This window comes from Epibacterium sp. ABZ3_068, assembly GCF_056159265.1.
Window position 1 is genome coordinate 92,375 of sequence record NZ_JBSWUV010000001.1, and the last position, 20,515, is coordinate 112,889.

A 20,515-nucleotide genomic window follows, 5' to 3' on the forward strand; every position below is an offset into this window, starting at 1 on the left:
ATCGCGCGCAACTCAATCCGTCACCGAAACAACAGATCCCGTCACCCACTGCCGCATCTGCCGCGCAGGCGGCTGATGCGGCTCAAACAGAAAACCCCGCGCAAATGCGCGGGGTTTCCCATTCTACAACAGTATTCCAAGCGATCAGCTGGTCGGTTCCGGCTCCATATCTCCATCCGGAGAGCTTTTCTTGGACTTCGCCTTAGGAATCGCCGTGACTGATGATTTGCCCTCGTCGGCACCGTCATCTTCATCGTCACCTGCATGCGGAGGCTCGCCGCGCATAACACGTCTGATTTCCTCGCCGGTCAGGGTCTCATATTCCAAAAGCCCCTGTGCCAGTCGTTCGAACTCGTCCTTGTTGTTGTCAATAATCTCACGCGCCTGCACAAAAGCATCCTCAATGAAGCGTTTTACCTCATCTTCAATCAACTCTTTTGTGTTCGCCGAGACCGAGAAGCCTGCTGTATTGCCCGAATAACCTTCATGCGCTTCGGCATAGTCGATATTGCCGACCCTATCCGACATACCCCAGCGCAACACCATCGCACGCGCCAGCTGGCTGGCCTGCTGAATGTCACCCGCAGGGCCATTCGAGACATGCTCTTCACCGTATTTCAGGATCTCAGCCGCCTTGCCCGCCATGGTCATTGCCAGCTTCTGCTCACATTCATCCTTGTGCCAGTTCAGCCGATCCATTTCCGGCAGGCTCATCACCATACCCAAGGCACCGCCGCGCGGAATGATTGTCGCCTTATAGACCGGATCGCACTTGGGAAGCAGCAGACCAACCAGCGCGTGACCTGCCTCGTGATAGGCTGTCATCTCTTTCTGTTCCGGGGTCAGAACCATCGAGCGGCGCTCCGCCCCCATCATGACCTTATCCTTCGCATTTTCGAAGTCTTCCATGGTCACAAAGCGGCGTCCGACACGTGCAGCCATCAAGGCGGCTTCGTTCACAAGATTGGCAAGATCCGCACCCGAGAACCCCGGCGTACCCCGCGCGATAATGCGCAGATCCACATCCGGGCCCAACGGTGTCTTGCGCGCATGCACGCCCAGAATCTTTTCGCGGCCCTTGATGTCAGGATTTCCGACGGTGACATTGCGGTCAAAACGTCCGGGACGCAGCAATGCAGGATCCAGAACATCACGACGGTTTGTCGCCGCCAGAATGATCACGCCCTCATTTGCTTCAAACCCGTCCATTTCAACCAGAAGCTGGTTCAGGGTCTGCTCGCGTTCATCATTACCACCACCATAGCCGGCGCCGCGATGGCGACCCACCGCGTCAATCTCATCGATAAAAACGATACAGGGCGCGTTCTTTTTGGCCTGCTCGAACATGTCCCGCACGCGGCTCGCACCGACGCCCACAAACATCTCAACAAAGTCAGAACCAGAGATGGTGAAGAACGGCACACCCGCCTCACCGGCAATTGCGCGCGCCAGCAGGGTTTTACCGGTGCCCGGAGGACCAACAAGCAATGCCCCTTTGGGGATTTTGCCCCCAAGGCGCGAGAACTTCTGCGGGTTGCGCAGGAATTCCACGATCTCTTCCAGCTCTTCCTTGGCTTCGTCGATTCCCGCCACGTCGTCAAATGTCACACGGCCGTGTTTTTCGGTCAGCATCTTGGCTTTAGATTTGCCAAAGCCCATGGCTCCGCCTTTGCCGCCGCCCTGCATCCGGTTCATGAAATAAACCCAGACACCGATCAGCAGAAGGAACGGCAACAACGTGATGATGAAGCTCTGAATGCCCGATTGCTGCTGTTTCTCGGCACGGACCGGAATGCCCGCCGCGATCAGCATCGAGGTAACCTCGGCATCTGTCGGTTTGATGGTTACAAAGTTCTGGCCATCCGAGGTGGTATAGCGCACTTGCTCCCCGTCCAAGGTCACACTCGCAACGGTTCCGTTGTCAACGGAACTCACAAAGTCGCTATAAGTGCGCTCGCGGCTTTGCAGCGTACTGCCGGAACCGCTGAACAGGTTGAAAAGCGCCATTACCAGCACAAACAAAACAACCCAGAAGGCGATATTTCTTGCATTGCCCAAAGGAAAGATCTCCCAAAATTTCAAAGCACGCGATCGCGGCCCTGCCTTGTCTCTAAAATAGGGATACTGAGCAGAGGTTCAATGCGTTAAAAACGATGTGTACAGTGCTTCTTCGGATCTTGTAAGGGTTGCGGTCCATCCATTTTCAAATCCCGCCACCGGCCCTGCAACCAAACGGTCCTTGCACCAGACGCCCGGCGTGCTTTTCAGCACGTCTCTGGGACACCCTAAGTCGCGCCAATCCGGGCATTGTTTCAGCCCTTCTTCGCCCAGAACCCGGATCCTGCGCTCTCTGGCAACGCCGCCAAAAATCAGCCAGCGCCCATCCCAGGTCTGTCCAGGCCCTGTCTCTACATGGCGCAACGCATTTTCCTCACGAAAGATCCAGGCTTCCTCGTCCCGTATAATGATGCGGCAGCCCGCAACAGTATGTGCGCCGCCGTTTCGCACCGCGGCGCGCGCGTCCACCATCGCCTGACGGCGTGGCACATAGGCATTGCCGGTCAGCCATTGCAAGGAGGCCGCCAGCAAGCGATGCGCAATTTCAATCGGCAGGACCCGGAAAGCCCGACGTGAAATCACAATGGCGCCGAATCGCGTTTCAATCACCTCACGCGCCGCAAGAAAACTGTACCATTCCAGTGCCTTACGCGCCTGCGCCAGGTTGTCGGCAACGTTTGAGAATGCCGTCGGACAAATCCCCAGCTCCTCTAGAACAGCGAGCGCTTTCCGTGTGCGAACACGTTCGAACCGATCACTTTCATTGCTTGGATCATCGATCCAGCCAACACCCTCGGCCCGTAACACATTGCGCAATTCCTCGCGCCGCAACGACAGCAGCGGACGACGGAACTCGACCCCTGCAATGGTTCTACGCTCTGGGATTCCCGACAAGCCATTGACCCCGGCTTCCCGCCGCAACCGCATCAGGACCGTCTCTGCCTGATCATCAGCGGTATGGCCCAGCGTGACCAAGGGAATAAGATTTCGTTGGGCCCAATCGCTCAGCAATTCAAATCTTGCACGACGCGCCTGCCCCTGCAGGTTGCCCAGCGTATCCGGGTCCTCCCAGGTCAAAACAGAATGCTCGACCCCCAGGCCAACGCAAAAATCAGCCACCGCCTGTGCCTCTTGTGCGGCTTCAGGACGCAAGCCGTGGTCAACGGTTGCAACATAGACTTTGACGTCATCTTCACGGAAAGCAGCGTGCATCCCGACCAACAGGGCAAGTGAATCACTTCCACCTGAAACCGCCACCCCCACGCGAGACGGCGGATGTGGCAGCGCTGCCCTGATGGCAGACACCAGTTTTCCCCTGGCGACGATACCTTCCTCAGGCTCGCTCTTGAAAGGGAGGCGCGGACTTAGGGGCACGACAGTTTTGCGCGTTCAGCAGCCGCGTCATTCACGATTGGGGAGGCCGGAAAACGCACGCCAACTTCGCTGAGCGTGATGCAGGCCTGTTCCTGTTGATCCAGCCGTCCAAGCGCCGCGCCCAATTCGAACAGGGCTTCGGCGGCCTTGGGGCCGGTCGAGTTTCCGCTAAAGGCCGCGAGATAGGCCCGCGCGGCTTCCCGCGTATCCCCAAGACCGTCCAACGCCTTGCCCCGGTTCAAGGCCGCCTCGGTCGCCAACGGACTGCCGGGATAAGTTTCATTGAACAGCGCAAACTTCTCCGCAGCATCCGCAAAGGACCCCTGCTCCAATGCCTGGGAAGCGGCGTCAAAGTCGCTGCGCTCTCCGACGGCCAACTCGTCCGAATGAACTGTGGTATCACTCACATCCGGAGACACCGCAGGGGCTTCTTCCCCACCCAAAGTCGAGGTCTCCCCAAGCTGGCTGATGTCACCACCTTCCAGCTCCACCAGACGGAACTCAAGGTCGCCAATCCGGTTGGTGCCATCGGTGATCACCCTATTCACCCGGTGATCCAGCTCTTCGGTTTTGGACGTCAACCGCTGCAGCTCTTCTTCGATTGCAGTAACACGCACCAGCACGGTATCGCCGATCAAATTTGTCGATGGAGCACCCGTGGTGGACAGCTCTCGTTTGAGCTTTTGGATTTCCACATTCAGAACTGTCAGTTCCTGCCGGATATCCGCAAGCGTCTCGGAGTCCTGCGCGACAACCGGACCTGCCATAGCAATACAAACCGACAGCGCCAGAGATTGAAACAGCCGCATTTTGAAAGCTCCTAGCTGGTAAACCCACCTGCAATCACAGTGACTGCACGACGGTTTTTGGCATAACACGCCTCAGCCGAACAAATTTCCAGCGGGCGTTCTTTGCCAAAGCTTACTGTTTTGATCCGGCTTTCTGCAACACCGTTTGCCACCAAAAATTCGCGAGCCGCATTGGCACGTCGCGCCCCAAGACCAAGGTTGTATTCGCGTGTACCTTGTTCGTCCGCGTGACCTTCGATGGTGATGGTGTATTCAGGGTTTGCATTCAGCCAGCCCGCCTGTGCGGCCAAAGTGGCCTGGGCATCAGCGCCCAGATCATGCTGATCCACCGCAAACAGAACCCGGTCCCCGATGGTTTGCTGAAAATATGCCGGGCTGTCCGGAGACAAAGCCCCCGCTCCGGCGCCTGCGCCCGCCCCGGCGCCCGCACCACCGCTGCCAAAACCATCATCACTCCAGCCGGTTGCGTTGCTGCAGGCCGAAAGCCCCAGAACTGCGATCAGGCAGATTGCCCGTTTCATGCCACTCATGCCCATTTGCCTCACCCTTGTGCCTGCGCTTGTGCCTTCTGGTTCCCACCGTAACACAGCGTCTAACCGTTAACTATCCTGCGCGCGCGTCTTGCGCACAATTCCATGCCGTGACCTGTCTCAATTCTGTAACGGCGACCAAGCCGGGTCCGACGCCCCATCCGGTGTCCGCACCGGTTTCAGGTTTCGTCCCGAAATATCCACGGAATACAGTGTGGCGCGCCCATTTGCACCCTGTGTTTCCCGCGTGAACATAATGACACGCCCGTTCGGTGACCAGGTCGGTCCCTCATCCAGGAAAGACGACGTCAACAAACGCTCTTCGCTGCCATCTGTACGCATCACACCGATATGGAAACGGCCCTTGTTCTGCTTGGTAAAGGCCACCAGATCGCCGCGCGGTGACCAGACCGGCGTGCCGTAACGTCCGTTGCCGAAACTGATCCGGCGCGCCTCACCGCCACTGGCCGACATGACATAAAGCTGCTGACTGCCCGAACGGTCGCTTTCGAACACAATCTGACTGCCGTCCGGCGAAAAGGAGGGCGCGGTTTCAATCGAAGGCGCACTGGTCAGCCGCGTCAGACGGCCAGAGGCGATATCCATCCGGTAAATGTCTGTATTCCCCCCCTGAGATTGAGAGAACACCACAGTCTTGCCGTCGGGCGCAAAACGCGGGGCAAAGCTCATGATCCCGTCGTTGGGCGACAAGATGCGCCGCTGGACCCGTCCGATGTCGAGCACATGCACCTGCGGAAATCCGCTTTCATAGGAGGTGTAGAGCACCTGGTCCCCCGTGGGAGAAAACCGCGGTGCCAGTACAATGGCCGAAGAATTGGTCAGATACTGAACATTTGCGCCATCATAATCCATGACAGCCAACCGCTTGCGCCGATCGTTTTTGGGACCGCTTTCGCTGACAAAAACCACACGGCTGTCGAAATAGCCGCTTTCCCCCGTAATACGGGAGTAAATCGCATCCGCGACTTTGTGTGCCATGCGCCGCCACCCATCAGTGGTGCCTGAGAACTGCAAGCCTTCGCCCAGCATGTTCTCGCCAAACACATCATAGCCGTTGAACCGAACAGTCAGCCGACTGCCCGTGACGCTGACGCCGCCGGTCACCAGCGCCTGCGCGTTGATGGCTTTCCAATCGGCATATTGCACCGGCGCATCAAAATCGGTGATCCGCGAGATGTGCGCGCTTGCGGGGATTTCACGAAACAGGCCCGTACCAGACAAATCCGCGGCAACAACCCGCGCGATCTGGGCGGACAGTTCCGCCGCTGTGCTGGTCTCTGCGACGAAATCCGGCACGGCAAACGGCAAAGGCTCGATGACACCATCGGTAATTTCAATCCGCAAAGGCCCACCTTGATCCTGCGCCATTGCAACGCCTGCGGGCGCAAGGGCCGCGGCCCCAATCAACAAGCCTGCCAGAAATTGTCTCATCTGATGCGCATCCTTTCTGGATTGAACGTCATTTCTATATCGCGCCACTGCGCGTATTTTTCAGGGGGAAGGTCAAAGCCTTTTGCCCCGCAGCGAATGATGGCCCGGCGCGCCGCCTCATAGGCTTGTTTGGCGGCCGTTGCCGATCCACCGGTGCTGGAAAGCATGCGAATGCTCCCGGCCTCCGGCTTACCTTCTTCGGACAGGGATACACCAACAATCACCGTTGTTCGGAGGGCCTCACTGGAAAGTGACCCCACATTCCAACAACTGGATACCGCAACCCTCAGCGCGTCTTTCTCGCCCGAGGTTAGCGGCGGTCCAGAGGGTTCCGGTGCCTCAACATCGGCCCCACCTGCCAACGCCTCGGCCAATGCATCACCCACCGCATCCGCCCGATCTGCAGGCCGCTCGGGCTCTGGTGTTGGCTCTGGCTCGGGCTCGGGCTGCGCCTCGGCCACAGCGGGTTCCGGTGTCGGCTCAGGTCTGCGCGGGCGCGCCTTGGGCCGCACCGAGCGCGCCGGAGCGGCGCTTGCCGCAGCCGCGTCACTCTCGTTCTCTTCGGTTACGATGCGGTCGCTTGCAGCTTCGGGAGCCGTGGCCTCCTGTGCCTCCTGCGGAGTCTCGGCCCCTTCGTCCGGCGCAATCTCCGGCTGGGCCACGTCATCCGGCGCGGCATCCGGCGGCGGAGGTGCCACGGGAACAGGGGCAACGCGGTCCACGCGCTGGCCTGCTTCGGGGCGTTCCGCCGGACGTAAAGGCGACGGCAGGTCCGGCACTTCTACCGGCGCAGGTGGGGTGATTTCGGTCAACGCGTCCGGCTGATTTTCCCGCAGCGGTTCCGGCCTGTCTTCCACGGCAAGATCCGGCTCCCCAGGCGTTACCGGTTCGGGCGCAGTTTCTGCAGGCTCCTGTGCGGGCGGCGGCGTCACCTCGGGCAGGTTCTCCACGTCCGGCGCTGACAGCGTGGCGGGCTCGGGCGACACATCAGGAGCTGCAACCTGCTGGCTCAGCCGCGCGAATTCGGCTTCACTGATCAGGCTCACCTCCTGAACCTGGCTTGGCAAGGGTTCTGATGGAAACCACGCGCCAAAGACAACCCAGCCCATCAACAGACTGTGTGCTGCAACTGAAATTTTGGTTCCGGTCTGCACCCGTTGCGCCCCGTTACTGACCCGCCGCGTCGCGGCCGTCCAAACCAGGCCCGCCCGTGTCGGTCACCAGACCCACATTGGCAAAGCCACCAGCGTTCAGGGCGCCCATGACCTGCATCACGTCCTGATAGGCAATCGCACCATCAGCGCGCAGAAAAATCCGGTCGCTCTCCCGTTCGGCAGCGATGGCCTGAAGGCGCACAACCAACTCTTCGCGCGCAACCGGCGTGGTCTGGATCTGAATTTCACCAGCCGCGGTCATGGTCACGGTCAACGGCTCTTCGTCATCTCCGGGCAAAGCGCCCGCTGCGGTTTTGGGCAGTTCCACCGGAACGCCCACTGTCATCAGAGGCGCGGCCACCATAAAAATGATCAACAATACAAGCATTACATCCACAAACGGCGTGACATTGATTTCGGCCATTGCCTGAGACCGCCGCCGTTTGCGTCCGCGCCGCCGGTTGCCGTCAGACTTGCCTTGAACCGCTGCACCCATGTCCGTTCCTCCTGCTCAGCTGTCGAGCTGACGGCTGAGAATGGTGGCAAACTCATCGGCAAAGGCCTCATAGCCGCCAACAATCCTGTCACTGTCGGCGCTGAGCTTGTTGTAAAAAATCACGGCGGGAATCGCGGCCAGCAGACCCAGCCCCGTGGCCATCAGCGCCTCGGCAATACCCGGCGCAACAACAGCCAGGTTTGTGTTCTGCTGCTCTGCAATCTCGATGAAAGAGGTCATGATTCCCCAGACCGTGCCAAAAAGCCCGATGAATGGCGCAGTGGCCCCCACTGTCGCCAGGACAGACAGTCCGCCCTGAAGCTCCTCGACTTCTTTTGCAATTGCGACATCCATCGACCGGTCAATCCGGGCCTGGGCGCCGGCAATCAACCCGCCATCATCGCGATGGCTTCGGTGCCATTCGCTCATTCCGGCGGCAAAAATCCGCTCGGAACGCCCTGCGGGATTGGACCCCAAGGCCTCGAACAAACCATCCAGCGGTTTTCCGGACCAGAAGGCCATATCAAACTGCGCAGCCTCGGCCCGTGCGGCCCGGTAGGTGATCAGCTTTTGAATGATAATGCCCCAAGACCAGATTGATGCGACGATCAGCATCAACATGACCAGTTTCACGGTAACGGTTGCCCGCGCAAACAGCCCCCACATGGAGAAATCAATCTCCTGTGCCAGCGCCAAAGAATGTTCCATAGACCTGCTCTATCAATTGTTGGCCATATTTTTGGCCTTATTTGGCCACAAGGTAACCCAGATCAATAGCAATTGCCATCCAGAGCAGCAGCGCGCCAAAATTTGTTACTGCAATGCGCGAATCTCTGCCGGCAGTCGCACAGGACGGCCCGTTTCCGTGGCAATCGCCACAATCGTGACCTCTGCCACAAACAAAGCGCGCCCGTCACGCATCACCGTTTGTTTCAATTTGAGACGCGCAGGGGTGATCTCCTGTGGCCGGGTCTCGACCACCAGTTCCTCGTCAAACTTTGCAGGAGCGAGAAAATCCGCCGCCACCCGGCGCACCACATAGACCTCTCCCGCCTCTCGCATGGCATTCTGATCTACCCCAAGCGCACGCACCCAGTCGCTGCGGGCCCGTTCGATAAAGCGGAGGTAATTCGCATGGTAGACGATCCCCCCCATGTCAGTGTCCTCATAATAGACGCGGATCGGGAAAGTGTGGATGGGATCTTGTGACATTGGATCTTGTGACATGGGGTCTGCTCGTCTGCCTGGATGGGGCGGTCTTACGCTCCCAAAGGGTATTGCGCCAGAGGTGTATAGATCGGCCCCTCTGGCGACAGCACTGACTGATAGAGAGTGAATTCACCGATCGGATCCAGCTCCCAGGCCGTTGCCCCCCATTTCTCGAGGTAGCGCGCCATGGCCTCATGCGACTCCACCTCCATATGTCGCGCAAACCGTGCAAGGGTAATATGGGGACGGAACCGTTCGCGTGGCAAATCAATCTCGGCCCGTCGCGCGGCCTGGCGCACCGCTTCACGCAGTTCGGAGAGTGCTGGATTATCTGCAATCACAGCACAAAGAACACGCGGTGTGCTGCCCCCCATCACGTCCAAATGGTCTACCCTGATCCGCAGGTCCGGTGCGTCGATCGCGTCCAACTCATGATGCAGGATCTCCAAGGTCTGAGTATCCTGCTCGTCCAGAAAGGCCAGCGTGAGATGAAGATTTTCCCCTGCGACATGCCGCCCGATGCGCAAACTTCCCTGAAGGCGTTCAAAACGCTCCTGATCCGCATCTGACAGAGGCAAGCCGACAAAGGACCGCATGGAAACGCTACTCCGACTGGTGGTTTTCTGACTGAACCGGGGCCTGAAGGCGCGCAAACAGGCGCAGCGCGTGGCTCCGGTCATCCGCCGAGGGCGGCATCATCCGATCATAAGCGGCCGCGATCACCCCGGCGATCTCCGGCCGCAGGATGGTGGCACCGCTGTCAGGCACGACGGCCAAAGGCGAAACCTCCGCAAAGGCCCGTTCACCCCACATCACAATTGTCTGCACCGCCTGGGTCAGGGCCAGCGTCTCGGCCGGGATCTTGGCCAGTTCGCTGTTCATGGATAAAAACACAAAAGCCGCCCGGATTGCGCCTTGATTGTCAAAGCGGAAGGCCCGGTACTGGCTGGCCTTGGCCTGAGACAGGCGCTCCACCAAAGGCGCAAGATCCGGGATCATCCGGTCGAGGTCCGGTACCGCCAAAAGCTCGTCCCAGTCGCGGAAGAAAAAGACCATGAGATTCGCGCCAAGTTCCGGATCGGTCTCAGCCATCTGGTGGCCTGCAAGGGTTGCCACCGCCTCAAACGCGCCTTTGACGGTGGCAAGCGTTTCATCCTCAACACCAAATACGATGGGCGCAATAGGCCGCCCCCAACGCGCAAAGCCATAAGAGCCGTCGGCGCGGGTAAAAAGCTGTTCGATCTGGTCCGGGCTGTAAGCAAGTGTCACGGGTCTTGGCTCCATTGGGATCGGGCACTACTGGCTGCGCTCTATGCACGTTCCTGCCCATTCCGACAAGAGTGGCGCCAGTCATTCCCTCTCAGAGGCACTCCCGCCCCTTCCCCCTGCCCGGCTGCGCCGGACCAAGGGACGCGTTGGGCCAAGCGCCGCTGACGCGGCGCGGCTGCATTCAGGATCTGGCGTTGCGGCAAACGCCTCGCCGCGCCAAAGGCGCGGCGCCCGGCCCAACGGGAGGCGATCCTCCATGGAGGATCAACGACGGGCGGGAGACCAAGCCTACAAAGGCCAATTTACTCAAGTACCGGCCCCATTTTCTCTCAAACGCCGAAGCCAGATCTATATCTAGCCATCGGGCAAACAGCACCGCAAATCCCAAGTAATCGTCAGCTTCAAAGGCCCGATCTGCATGAGTTACACTCCCTCACCCTGGCCCATTTGACTTCAGAAAGCAGCCGTGACATCCCCCACTCTTCGCCCATCCTACCAAGATACCAAGTTGCATTCCGATCAATACCAATTCTTTCCGAATAAATCGCTGACACCTGTCCAGCCAATATCGGCAGCACTTCAAAATAGCGCGTTCCAATCCCTATCAGGAAAACAAATCACTTTGCGACTTGGGCGGCGCGATTCCCAGGTGCATCCAGGCCTTTTGCGCCAACATCCGCCCACGTGGCGTGCGCTGGATCAAACCTTGCTGCAACAGATAAGGCTCTATCACCTCCTCCAGCGCATCGCGGCTTTCTGACAGTGCGGCCGACAGCGTCTCGATCCCTACCGGCCCTCCACTGTAATTCTCCGCGATCAGCTTCAGATAACGCCGATCCGCCCCATCCAGCCCAAGCTGATCCACCCCCAACCGGGTCAGGGCCCCATCGGCCAGCGCCTGGGTGATCCGCCCGTCGCCCTCGACAACCGCAAAGTCCACCACGCGGCGCAGGAGCCGCCCGGCGATCCTTGGCGTGCCCCGCGCGCGCCGCGCGATCTCCCGTGCGCCGGCATCTTCCGCCGGTGCGCCAAGCTTGCGCGCATTGCGGCTCACGATCTCAAACAACTCATCCACCGTATAGAACTGCAGCCGCGTTGGAATGCCAAACCGGTCCCGAAGCGGCGTTGTCAACAACCCCATCCGCGTGGTGGCCCCCACCAGGGTAAAGGGCTGCAACTCGATCCGTACCGTACGCGCGGCAGGCCCTTCGCCGATGACCAGATCCAGCTCAAAATCCTCCATCGCCGGATACAAAACCTCCTCCACCGCCGGATTTAACCGGTGGATTTCGTCGATAAACAAGACATCGCGCGCTTCCAGATTGGTCAGGATCGCCGCCAGATCACCTGCTTTCGCCAGAACCGGACCAGAGGTCATACGAAAGTTCACACCCAGCTCGCGTGCCACGATCTGCGCCAGCGTTGTCTTACCAAGGCCCGGAGGCCCGTGGAACAACGTATGATCCATCGCTTCACCACGCTGACGCGCGGATTGGATAAAGACACGCAGGTTCGCCCGTGCTTCGGCTTGCCCGATGAATTCACCCAGCCCCTGAGGGCGCAGCGCCCGGTCACCTTCGACAACCCCATCTTCGGGCAAAGGCGCGGCGCGCAATGTCGGATCTGCATCAATCATTGCGCATCACCCCTTTGGCGCCAATAGCTTGAGCGCGGCGCGGATCAGCCCCGGCTCATCAGCATCCGGATTGTCACCCGCAGCTTCGGCAACCGCGGCCGCAGCTTCGGACGGGCCATAGCCAAGGTTCCCCAGAGCCGAAAGGGCACCGGCTGTGGCTGCTGCCGCTCCTGTTGGGACTTGGGCTTTGGCGGTTTTACGTCTGGGTGCAGGGGCCGGATCCGCAGCCTCGACAACCTCCAGGCCAGGACCCTCCATTGCATCAACCACAGTGCCGCCCATCGCCATTATGCCGGGCGCTTTGTCCTTGAGATCCAACACAATCCTTTGTGCCGTTTTTGGGCCAACCCCTTTGGCCGCTTTCACACTGGCCCAATCGCCCAGAGCAATCGCCCGCCCAACGCCATCCGGACCCAAAGTACCCAAAATCGCCAGCGAGACCTTGGCTCCCACCCCCTGAACCGAAGTCAACAGACGGTGCCACTCTTTCTCAGCAAGCGAGGGAAAGCCATAAAGCTGCATCAGATCTTCACGCACCACCATATCCGTATAAAGCGCAACCGCTTCCCCCACGGGGGGCAGACCGGCCAGAGTACGGTCAGAGCAAAACACAAGATAGCCGACCCCCCGCACATCAATCAGCACATGGTCCAGTGCCTTATACTCCAGCCGCCCGGTCAGTTTGCCAATCATGCGCGCACCTCTTTCAACTGTCGCTGCTTCGTGCCGCCGTAGTAGGCATGGCAGATGGCAATCGCCAGCGCATCCGCAGCATCGGCCCCCTTTGGCGCACAGCCCGGCAATTGCAGCTTCACCATGTGCAGCACCTGCTCTTTTTCTGCATGGCCCACGCCCACAACCGTCTTCTTTACCCGGTTCGGCGCGTATTCTCCAACCGGCAGCCCAGCCTTGGCCAGCGTCAAAAGGGCTACGCCCCGCGCTTGCCCCAGCTTCAGCGTACCCGCTCCGTCCTTGTTCACAAAGGTCTGTTCAATCGCCGCCTGGTCAGGCTGATAGGCATCGATGACCTCTGTGACCTGATTGTGCAGCGACAACAGCCTCTCTCCCAGATCATCGCCATCAGAGTGGCACAACCCGTTGGCCACATGGCTCAACCGCGTGCCTTCGGCCGTAATCACGCCCCATCCCAGGGTCCGCAACCCCGGATCAATGCCCAATATCCGCATCTTTGCCCGGCCTTTTCTTGGTTTTTATTGTTGTGACCCACGATAAGCACAAAAAGAGAACATGTCCAATCGCTTTTACGGCCTTGCCGGCCACGCCCCCGGAAGAGCCATGCAATTTCAGCATAGTAGCCTTGTGTTTCTGTTGGTTGCGACACACCCCCCAAACCCTTAAATCCCGACAACCCAATTTATGACACTTTTATGACAATGCGCTTTTTTCACAGTGCAATTTGAGGACACGGTTATGGCAGCTTTGAATTTCGCCCCCTCCGCCCGTGGGCCAATGGGGCTTTTGCAGTCTCTGGCTACAGCTCTGCGCGGCTTTGCTGCTTGGTTTATGACCAAGCGCGAAGAGACCCGCACACGCCGCCTGCTTCTGGCGCTGACTGACCGCGAATTGGCAGACATCGGGCTGTCGCGCTGCGAAGTCGAGCGCTTGACCCAGACAGGCTGCATTCGCTGACCCCAGCGGGCCTATCCGCCCGCACACAGGCAACAAAATAAAATCGAGCAGAACAGAAAACGCCGCCCCCGGCATATCCGGGTGGCGGCGTTTTTATTCAACCTCGATGGGTGCCCGGATCACAGACAGGCACGCCACAGGCACACGCCTTATTGCAAGGCGGTTCCCATTTGGTCTGCGACCAGTTTGCTCAGCGGATCAGCCTGCATGACAAAGGCCCCGACCTGCTCCACGCCGGTCCCGGCCTGAAGCCGTGCAATCCGCTCGCCATAGCTGTCCGGACCCAACGACATCAGCAGAAACGCCTTGAACGCCACAAAACCCAACAAGAATACAGCAATCGGCAACAGCGCAATGCGCCGCTTAGGCTTGCGCGGCGTGATCACAATCAGCCCGTCTGACCGCAGCTTTGCATCATAGCCCGCGCTCATGCCTCTGTACTTCCGATCCAGACGGGACAGTCGGGACCGAAACTCAGCAATGTGTTCACCCATAGTTGCCTCCAAACCTGCCGCACGACAATCAATTCGCGCGAAATCACTAACGGTCAGGCAACTATACTAAAGTTTGTTAAAATTCAGAGCGAATTAAGTTCAAATGACCTTATTTGCGCAGAAGTAACGTTGTCCACTCACCAATCACGTCCCGTTTGACAAGATTAATTCCATTCTGGGAATAAACCTCGACCACTTCATCCGCCTGCTCGTTCAGAATCCCCGAGAGAATCGCATAACCACCTTCGCGCAGATGCGCCGACATGTCGGGTGACAGGGCAACCAGCGGACCTTTGAGGATATTGGCAAAGATCAGGTCAAAGGGCGCTTTGGCCGCCAGATCCGGGTGGTCAAAGCCAGCAGCCTCAACACAATGCACCGCTCCATCCATATCATTGGCCTTGAGGTTGGCAATCGCCACCTCCACTGCAACCTCATCGATGTCGGATGCAATGAAATCCCCCTCCCAGACCCGCGCTGCGGCCATGGCCAGCACCGCAGTGCCACAACCGATATCCGCAACTTTCGCGCCCACAAAACCCTCGCTGACCAGATGATCCAACGCCAGAAGGCAGCCCAATGTGGTCCCGTGATGACCGGTGCCAAAGGCCATTGCCGCTTCGATCAACAACGGCACACTGTCCTCGGGCACCCGATCCGCGTCATGGCTACCATAGACAAAGAACCGCCCCGCTTCGACCGGCTGCAGCTCCCGTTTGACATGGGCGACCCAATCGGTTTCCGGCAGTTCAGATACGGCAAAGGGTTTTGCGCCGTGAATGGTTGCCAACAGGGCAAGCCCCGCCTGATCCGGGGCTTCGACAAAGTAACCGCCCACTTCCCACAGGCCCGACCCGTCTTCGACCTCAAAAACACCCACCCCGGTCGGTTCTGGGGTCAATGTCTCCATTGCGTCCCCCAGCGCCTCGGCCTGGGCTTTTCCGGTCAATGTGGTCAGAGCAGTAAATGTGGGCATGGCGGATCTCCTGAAACTCTGCCCCGCGCCTAGGCCGCGCACAGGCAGAGGTCAAGCGGATTTGCCTTATTCTGCCGGAGACGCGCTCCGCCACATGGCAAACACCGTCTCATTGCCGGGCTCCGGGTGGCGCGGGATCAGCAGCGACAGCGCAAGTGAGCCCAGCGCCATACAGGCAGCCAGCGCAAAGACCGCGCCCGGCGAAACCACCCAAAGAAGCCCCAGAAGCACAGGCAGAAAAACCGCTGCGATATGGTTGATGGTAAAGGCAACCGCCGCAGTCGGAGCAATATCAGCCGGGTCGGCAATCTTCTGAAAATATGTCTTGAGCGCCAGCGCCAGTGCAAAAAGCACATGGTCGATCACATAAAGGATGCCCGCCAGCACCACGCCCCAGCCAAACCAATAAATCCCGCCATACATGGCAAAGACCACCGTAAGGCCTACATATTCAATAACCAGCGTCCGTCGTTCCCCAAAGACAGAAACGAACCGCCCCAGAACAGGGGCCACAACCATATTGATCACCAGGTTGATCAGATAGAGGCTGGTCAGGTGGTGCACGTCGAAACCAAAGCGCTCCACCATCATGAAGCCCGCAAAAACCACAAAGATCTGCCGCCGCGCGCCTGCCATGAACTGCAACGCGTAATACAGCCAGTACCGGCGGCGCAGGATCAGCTTCTTTGTCTGGGGGGTTGGCGCGTCAAACTGCGGAATAGCAAACAGACAAAACAGCGCGATGGCCGCCGTGGTGCCCCCCGCAAGCAGGTAGACTACATTATACGTCAGGCCAAGCGGCTCCCACAGGAGCACAATCAGACCGTAAACCACAAGCGTCGCGGCAGAACCTGCGGCAACCAGCCACCCCAGAACCTGCGGCGCGCGCTCTTTGCTGAGCCACTGCAGCTGCAAAGACTGGTTCACCGTCTCATAATAGTGAAACCCGATGGAGCTCAGCATGGTGATGGTCAGGATGCCGCCAAGGCTCGGGAACCAGGCGGTCACCGCGGTCGCCACGCCAAGAAGTGTCAGCGACACAAGGCCAAGCACCTGTTCCCGCACCAGCATGATGACGGCAATCACACCAATCGCCAGAAAGCCCGGGATCTCGCGCACCGTGTGCAACAGCCCGATATCGGCCCCGTCAAAATCCGCCACTTCGATAACAAAGTTGTTGAGAAGCGCAGACCAGGTATTGAACGCAATGGGCATGGCCAAAGCCATCAGGAACAACAGCACAATAGGCCGCCGCCAGCGCGGCAGCTGATCACTATCAGAAAGGGAGATTTTCTTGAACATGGCGTCCCCTTACGCCCTTTTTTTTAATCTGGCGAGAGGGGATAGGTTGCACAGCCCCCTCTGCACAGATGCGCAATAGAACTTAAGGTGCTGATTTCAGGTGTTTCCACACCCCGTCCAACCGCAACAATTAACAGCGCAACAATTGTACCAATACGCGCGCGGCGTAACGTCATGATGCCAAGTGAGGAAATCTCTTACCAATGACAGCTACGATTTCTTTTGCTTCTGCCGAAGAGATCTCGGAGCCGAACCTGAGTAATTCTCCAGAAAAATCCAGCGTTCCGGTTTTTGAGCACTCAAACTCTATCCGCCCATCAGCAAATGGCGACCACCATTTGGGCCCGCAAGACCAATATCCATGCTGCAAATCACCTGTGCGTACCCTGGTTGAATGGCAACAATCCCTTGAAAATCGGCGTTCGGATGAAAACAGACCGGCTTGTCGACGGAGATGAATGTCTTGGCTTGCAAACTCTGCAATCTCATACCCACAAAAATACCAGCTACAATTCCAAACAAATGCAATCAGAGAAGAGCTCCAGAGCACAGAGATCACCACAACCTCTCCCCACCCTTTTCCCAACAGCGCGCTGTCAACTAAGGAGACCGCAAACCACGTTGTGGCAACAAGACTACAAAACGTCGTCACCAATCCCATCCAGTGGCGTCGCGTCGGCGCAATCACTTCAATTTTCTCCGCGAACTCTACCATTTTTTCCCGGCCAAACTGATGTGTGCGAACCGTTACGTTCATATGGTTTCCAATGACTTTCATGCTCAAAACAGATTTAACCGTACCGCTTGGGAAAAGCGTGCACAATTCCTGGGACGGTCGCCTTTCTCAAAACGGACTCTAAGACATCGCCAAATGCCCACAGGATATCCACAATTCACCCACAGAAACATAAAGCGAACAATGTGAGGCCCCTGACGGTTATGCGCTCCTCCACACTTTCACATATTCAACTTTTTGTTTTGAGAGCGCCAAACAGGCCCCGAAAAAATCCAAACAAGAAATGATAAATAAGAGGAGAGGTTAAAGAACCCTTTCACTCTGACTTGTCAAAATTCGTCAAAAGAAGTTCTGCGGGTCAATGTCGACGTTCAGGCGCAGGTCTCCCTTTAATCGGACCGGTGCCAGCCAGCGGGAAATGGCGTCCTGGAGGGCCACGCCCTTGTCCGCCTTGAGCAACAACCGCACCCGGTGGCGGCCTCTGATCCGTGCAATCGGCGCCGGCGCAGGACCAAAAAGCTGCGCGCCGACCGCACGCAACGGGCCATTGTTACGCGCCAGATGGTTGCCCAGATCAAAAACCTGTGCCAAGTCCGTCCCAGACAAGACAATTCCTGCCATACGCCCATAGGGGGGCACGCCTGCAATACGGCGTTGTTCAGCCTCCGCGCGCCAGAACTCTTCCTCATCACCCGACAGGATCGCGCGGATCACCGGATGTTCGGGTTGAAAGCTCTGCATCAGTGCTTCACCGGGGCGCTCCGCGCGTCCCGCACGTCCTGCCACCTGCCGCATCAGTTGAAAGGTGCGCTCCCCCGCGCGCAGGTCCGAGCCCTGCAGTCCCAGATCCGCGTCAATCACTCCCACCAGGGTGAGCATGGGAAAATTGTGCCCTTTTGCCACCAGTTGCGTACCCAGGATAATATCCGCCTCTCCTGCGGCGATTTCCTCGATCCGCGCTTTCAGAGCACGGGCAGAACCAAAGAGATCCGAGCTCAGCACCGCAATCCGCGCCTCCGGGAACAAGGCTGCCGCCTCTTCGCCCAACCGTTCGATGCCGGGGCCGACGGGGGCCATCTTCCCTTCGACTTTGCAGGAGGGGCATTCGGTTGGCACCGGTTTGGTTGCCCCGCATTGGTGACACATCAGCTGCTTCAGAAACCGATGCTCGACCATGCGGGCATCACAATTGTCACAGGCCACCTGCGCGCCGCAGGCCCGACAGATCGTCACCGGCGCAAACCCACGGCGGTTCAGGAACAACAGCGACTGCTCCCCCCGTTCAAGCCGCAGCTTCATTGCCTGTTTCAACGTTGGCGAAATCCAGGTGGAGGGCAAAAGATCTTCGCTGCGCATGTCGATTGCGCGCATCTCTGGCAGAACGGATGCGCCAAAGCGCGACTTGAGATCCAACCGTCTGTACTTCCCGGCCTCTGCATTGGCCCAGGTTTCCAGCGATGGCGTAGCCGAGGCCAGAATCACCTGCGCCGAACACATGGCCGCACGCAGAACCGCCATATCGCGCGCATTATAAAGGACGCCATCTTCCTGTTTGTAGGAGGTATCATGCTCCTCATCGACAATGATCAGCCCCAGGTCACGGTAGGGCAGAAACAGAGCTGAGCGCGCGCCGATCACCAGCTGCGCCGCCCCCTGCCCGACCATCCGCCACACCCGGCGACGTTCGGTCATGGTGGCGCCGGAATGCCATTCAGCCGGGGTCGCACCAAAGCGCGCCTCGACCCGTTTCAGGAACTCCGCCGTCAGGGCGATCTCTGGCAACAGAACCAAAGCCTGTCGTCCTTTGCGCAGACATGCGGCCACCGCCTCAAGGTAGACTTCTGTTTTTCCCGACCCGGTCACCCCCTTCAGCAATGTGGTGCCATAAGCGCCGCTTTTGACCGCATCCCCCAAAACCTGTGCCGCGGCCGCCTGATCTTCGGTCAGGGTCTTGCCCGGCAAATCCGGATCCAGATGCGGATAGGGCTGATCACGCGGGGTCTCTACTTCAACCAGGGCACCCTGTTTTACCAGCCCCTTGACCACAGATCCGGTCACCCCGGCCATATCGGCCAGCTCCTTGGAGGTGAAGGCAAGGCCGCCAAACTCTTCCATAACCGCCAGAACCCGTTCGCGGGCCTCGGTCATCCGATCCGGTGTTGTCTCGCCCAGCCTCAGGATCTTGCGCATTGAGGGCGGATCCGACAGCCCCGGCGCGCGTGTGGCCAGGCGTAGCATCGACGACATCGGCGTCAGCGTGTAATCGGCAGCCTTGCTCAGAAAGGCGCGCATCTCGTCACGCATCGGCGCCACATCCAACACCCGGTTGACCCGGCGCAGCTTTGCCAGATCAAAATCACCAGCTCCGGGGCCCCAGACCACACCCAAGACCTTGCGCGGCCCCAATGGCACCTCCACATAGGCACCGCGAAAACACCCGCCCTCTGGCGCTTTGTAATCCAGAAGCCGGTCCAGTGGCTGACTCGTCAAAACCCCCACCCGCGCATCTTCCGGGAAAAACTCGGGGCTGTCGCTGAGTAAAATGTTGGGCAAATCAGATGAACCTTCGTTTCCGCTAACAAATTTCCGGGCCAAACAGGCAAACAGGGTTTTCGCAAGACCTTCCATCAGGTAAAGGCAAGTTGAACCAAGGCCAAGCCATGACAAGGACCCGAAGGTATGAAATTCTTTGTAGACACCGCTGAAATCGACGCAATCGCCGAGTTGAACGATCTTGGCATGGTAGATGGTGTAACCACCAACCCCTCGCTGATTAAAAAATCCGGCCGTGACATTATTGAAGTGACCAAGGAAATCTGTGATCTGGTGGATGGTCCCGTTTCGGCCGAGGTCACCGCCGTTGACGCAGAGACCATGATCGCCGAAGGCCGCAAGCTGCTGGAGATCGCGGAAAACATCACCGTAAAGGTCCCGCTGACCTGGGACGGGTTGAAAGCCTGCAAAACCCTGACCGACGCTGGCCATAAGGTCAACGTGACCCTGTGTTTCTCGGCCAATCAGGCGCTGTTGGCAGCCAAAGCGGGTGCAACCTTCATCTCGCCCTTCATCGGTCGTCTGGATGACATCAACATGGATGGTATGGAGCTGATCGAAGACATCCGCATCGTCTATGACAACTACGGGTTTGAAACCGAGATTCTGGCCGCCTCGATCCGTACAGTGAACCACATCCTGGACAGCGCCCGGATTGGCGCGGATGTGATCACCGCCCCGCCTGCCGTAATCAAGGCGATGGTGAACCACCCGCTGACAGACAAGGGGCTTGCGGCTTTCCTTGCCGATATCAAAGCAGCAGACATCAAGATCCTCTGAGCAAGACCCTCTGAGTTTTTCCGTATTTACGGACCAC

Annotated in this window: 21 protein-coding genes; 2 read left to right on the forward strand and 19 right to left on the reverse strand. The window is 58.6% G+C overall.

Features of this window, described 5'->3' with window-relative positions; translation table 11 throughout:
* Window positions 1-144: 144 nt before the first annotated feature.
* The 14 genes from ftsH to ruvC form a co-directional block, all read right to left on the reverse strand.
* The gene (gene ftsH, locus ACXAEW_RS00465) at window positions 145-2,058 is read right to left on the reverse strand and encodes an ATP-dependent zinc metalloprotease FtsH (protein WP_474939430.1); all 1,914 of its coding nucleotides are present in this window, start codon (window positions 2,056-2,058) and stop codon (window positions 145-147) included.
* A gap of 78 nt (window positions 2,059-2,136) precedes the next feature.
* Complete coding sequence (gene tilS / locus ACXAEW_RS00470; RefSeq protein WP_474939431.1) at window positions 2,137-3,363, reverse strand: tRNA lysidine(34) synthetase TilS; 1,227 nt, start codon at window positions 3,361-3,363, stop codon at window positions 2,137-2,139.
* 59 nt (window positions 3,364-3,422) lie between these two features.
* Window positions 3,423-4,241 (reverse strand): tol-pal system protein YbgF, encoded by an 819-nt coding sequence (gene ybgF, locus ACXAEW_RS00475; protein WP_474939432.1) that lies wholly within the window; start codon window positions 4,239-4,241, stop codon window positions 3,423-3,425.
* Between the two features lie 11 nt (window positions 4,242-4,252).
* On the reverse strand, window positions 4,253-4,771 hold the full coding sequence (gene pal, locus ACXAEW_RS00480) for a peptidoglycan-associated lipoprotein Pal (RefSeq protein WP_474939433.1): 519 nt from the start codon (window positions 4,769-4,771) through the stop codon (window positions 4,253-4,255).
* Window positions 4,772-4,891: 120 nt separating this feature from the next.
* Window positions 4,892-6,223 carry a Tol-Pal system beta propeller repeat protein TolB gene (gene tolB / locus ACXAEW_RS00485; protein WP_474939434.1) on the reverse strand — a complete coding sequence of 444 codons (1,332 nt, stop codon included), beginning with the start codon at window positions 6,221-6,223 and terminating at the stop codon, window positions 4,892-4,894.
* Window positions 6,220-7,377 (reverse strand): energy transducer TonB, encoded by a 1,158-nt coding sequence (locus ACXAEW_RS00490; protein WP_474939435.1) that lies wholly within the window; start codon window positions 7,375-7,377, stop codon window positions 6,220-6,222. The genes tolB and ACXAEW_RS00490 overlap by 4 nt, the downstream gene beginning before the upstream one ends.
* 13 nt (window positions 7,378-7,390) lie before the next feature.
* Window positions 7,391-7,873, reverse strand: coding sequence for a protein TolR (gene tolR / locus ACXAEW_RS00495; RefSeq protein WP_474939436.1), 483 nt, complete (start codon window positions 7,871-7,873; stop codon window positions 7,391-7,393).
* A gap of 15 nt (window positions 7,874-7,888) precedes the next feature.
* The gene (tolQ, locus tag ACXAEW_RS00500; protein WP_474939437.1) at window positions 7,889-8,581 is read right to left on the reverse strand and encodes a protein TolQ; all 693 of its coding nucleotides are present in this window, start codon (window positions 8,579-8,581) and stop codon (window positions 7,889-7,891) included.
* 105 nt (window positions 8,582-8,686) lie between these two features.
* The gene (gene ybgC, locus ACXAEW_RS00505) at window positions 8,687-9,100 is read right to left on the reverse strand and encodes a tol-pal system-associated acyl-CoA thioesterase (RefSeq protein ID WP_474939438.1); all 414 of its coding nucleotides are present in this window, start codon (window positions 9,098-9,100) and stop codon (window positions 8,687-8,689) included.
* Between the two features lie 32 nt (window positions 9,101-9,132).
* Window positions 9,133-9,678, reverse strand: coding sequence for an RNA 2',3'-cyclic phosphodiesterase (thpR, locus tag ACXAEW_RS00510; RefSeq protein WP_474939439.1), 546 nt, complete (start codon window positions 9,676-9,678; stop codon window positions 9,133-9,135).
* Window positions 9,679-9,685: 7 nt separating this feature from the next.
* Window positions 9,686-10,351 carry a type 2 periplasmic-binding domain-containing protein gene (locus tag ACXAEW_RS00515; RefSeq protein ID WP_474939440.1) on the reverse strand — a complete coding sequence of 222 codons (666 nt, stop codon included), beginning with the start codon at window positions 10,349-10,351 and terminating at the stop codon, window positions 9,686-9,688.
* Window positions 10,352-10,955: 604 nt separating this feature from the next.
* The gene (ruvB, locus tag ACXAEW_RS00520) at window positions 10,956-11,987 is read right to left on the reverse strand and encodes a Holliday junction branch migration DNA helicase RuvB (protein WP_474939441.1); all 1,032 of its coding nucleotides are present in this window, start codon (window positions 11,985-11,987) and stop codon (window positions 10,956-10,958) included.
* A 6-nt stretch (window positions 11,988-11,993) separates the two neighbouring features.
* Window positions 11,994-12,680: a Holliday junction branch migration protein RuvA gene (gene ruvA, locus ACXAEW_RS00525; protein ID WP_474939442.1), complete on the reverse strand. Its 687-nt coding sequence runs from the start codon at window positions 12,678-12,680 to the stop codon at window positions 11,994-11,996.
* On the reverse strand, window positions 12,677-13,174 hold the full coding sequence (ruvC, locus tag ACXAEW_RS00530) for a crossover junction endodeoxyribonuclease RuvC (protein WP_474939443.1): 498 nt from the start codon (window positions 13,172-13,174) through the stop codon (window positions 12,677-12,679). The genes ruvA and ruvC overlap by 4 nt, the downstream gene beginning before the upstream one ends.
* 244 nt (window positions 13,175-13,418) lie before the next feature.
* Between ruvC and ACXAEW_RS00535 the strand changes: the two genes are divergently transcribed.
* Window positions 13,419-13,637: a DUF1127 domain-containing protein gene (locus ACXAEW_RS00535; protein ID WP_474939444.1), complete on the forward strand. Its 219-nt coding sequence runs from the start codon at window positions 13,419-13,421 to the stop codon at window positions 13,635-13,637.
* A gap of 149 nt (window positions 13,638-13,786) precedes the next feature.
* Here the strand turns inward: ACXAEW_RS00535 and ACXAEW_RS00540 are convergent, their stop codons facing one another.
* From ACXAEW_RS00540 to ACXAEW_RS00560, 5 genes are all read right to left on the reverse strand, one after another.
* Window positions 13,787-14,131, reverse strand: coding sequence for a hypothetical protein (locus tag ACXAEW_RS00540; RefSeq protein WP_474939445.1), 345 nt, complete (start codon window positions 14,129-14,131; stop codon window positions 13,787-13,789).
* 109 nt (window positions 14,132-14,240) lie between these two features.
* On the reverse strand, window positions 14,241-15,107 hold the full coding sequence (locus ACXAEW_RS00545) for a 50S ribosomal protein L11 methyltransferase (protein ID WP_474939446.1): 867 nt from the start codon (window positions 15,105-15,107) through the stop codon (window positions 14,241-14,243).
* Window positions 15,108-15,173: 66 nt separating this feature from the next.
* Window positions 15,174-16,409 (reverse strand): MFS transporter, encoded by a 1,236-nt coding sequence (locus ACXAEW_RS00550; RefSeq protein ID WP_474939447.1) that lies wholly within the window; start codon window positions 16,407-16,409, stop codon window positions 15,174-15,176.
* Between the two features lie 172 nt (window positions 16,410-16,581).
* Window positions 16,582-17,166, reverse strand: a complete 585-nt coding sequence (locus ACXAEW_RS00555) for a hypothetical protein (protein WP_474939448.1) — start codon at window positions 17,164-17,166, stop codon at window positions 16,582-16,584.
* Between the two features lie 318 nt (window positions 17,167-17,484).
* Complete coding sequence (locus ACXAEW_RS00560) at window positions 17,485-19,689, reverse strand: primosomal protein N' (protein ID WP_474942974.1); 2,205 nt, start codon at window positions 19,687-19,689, stop codon at window positions 17,485-17,487.
* 135 nt (window positions 19,690-19,824) lie between these two features.
* Here ACXAEW_RS00560 and fsa point away from each other — a divergent pair, with 135 nt between their 5' ends.
* A complete protein-coding gene (gene fsa / locus ACXAEW_RS00565) occupies window positions 19,825-20,478 on the forward strand; it encodes a fructose-6-phosphate aldolase (RefSeq protein WP_474939449.1) in 654 nt (217 codons plus the stop codon).
* The last annotated feature ends 37 nt before the right edge of the window (window positions 20,479-20,515 follow it).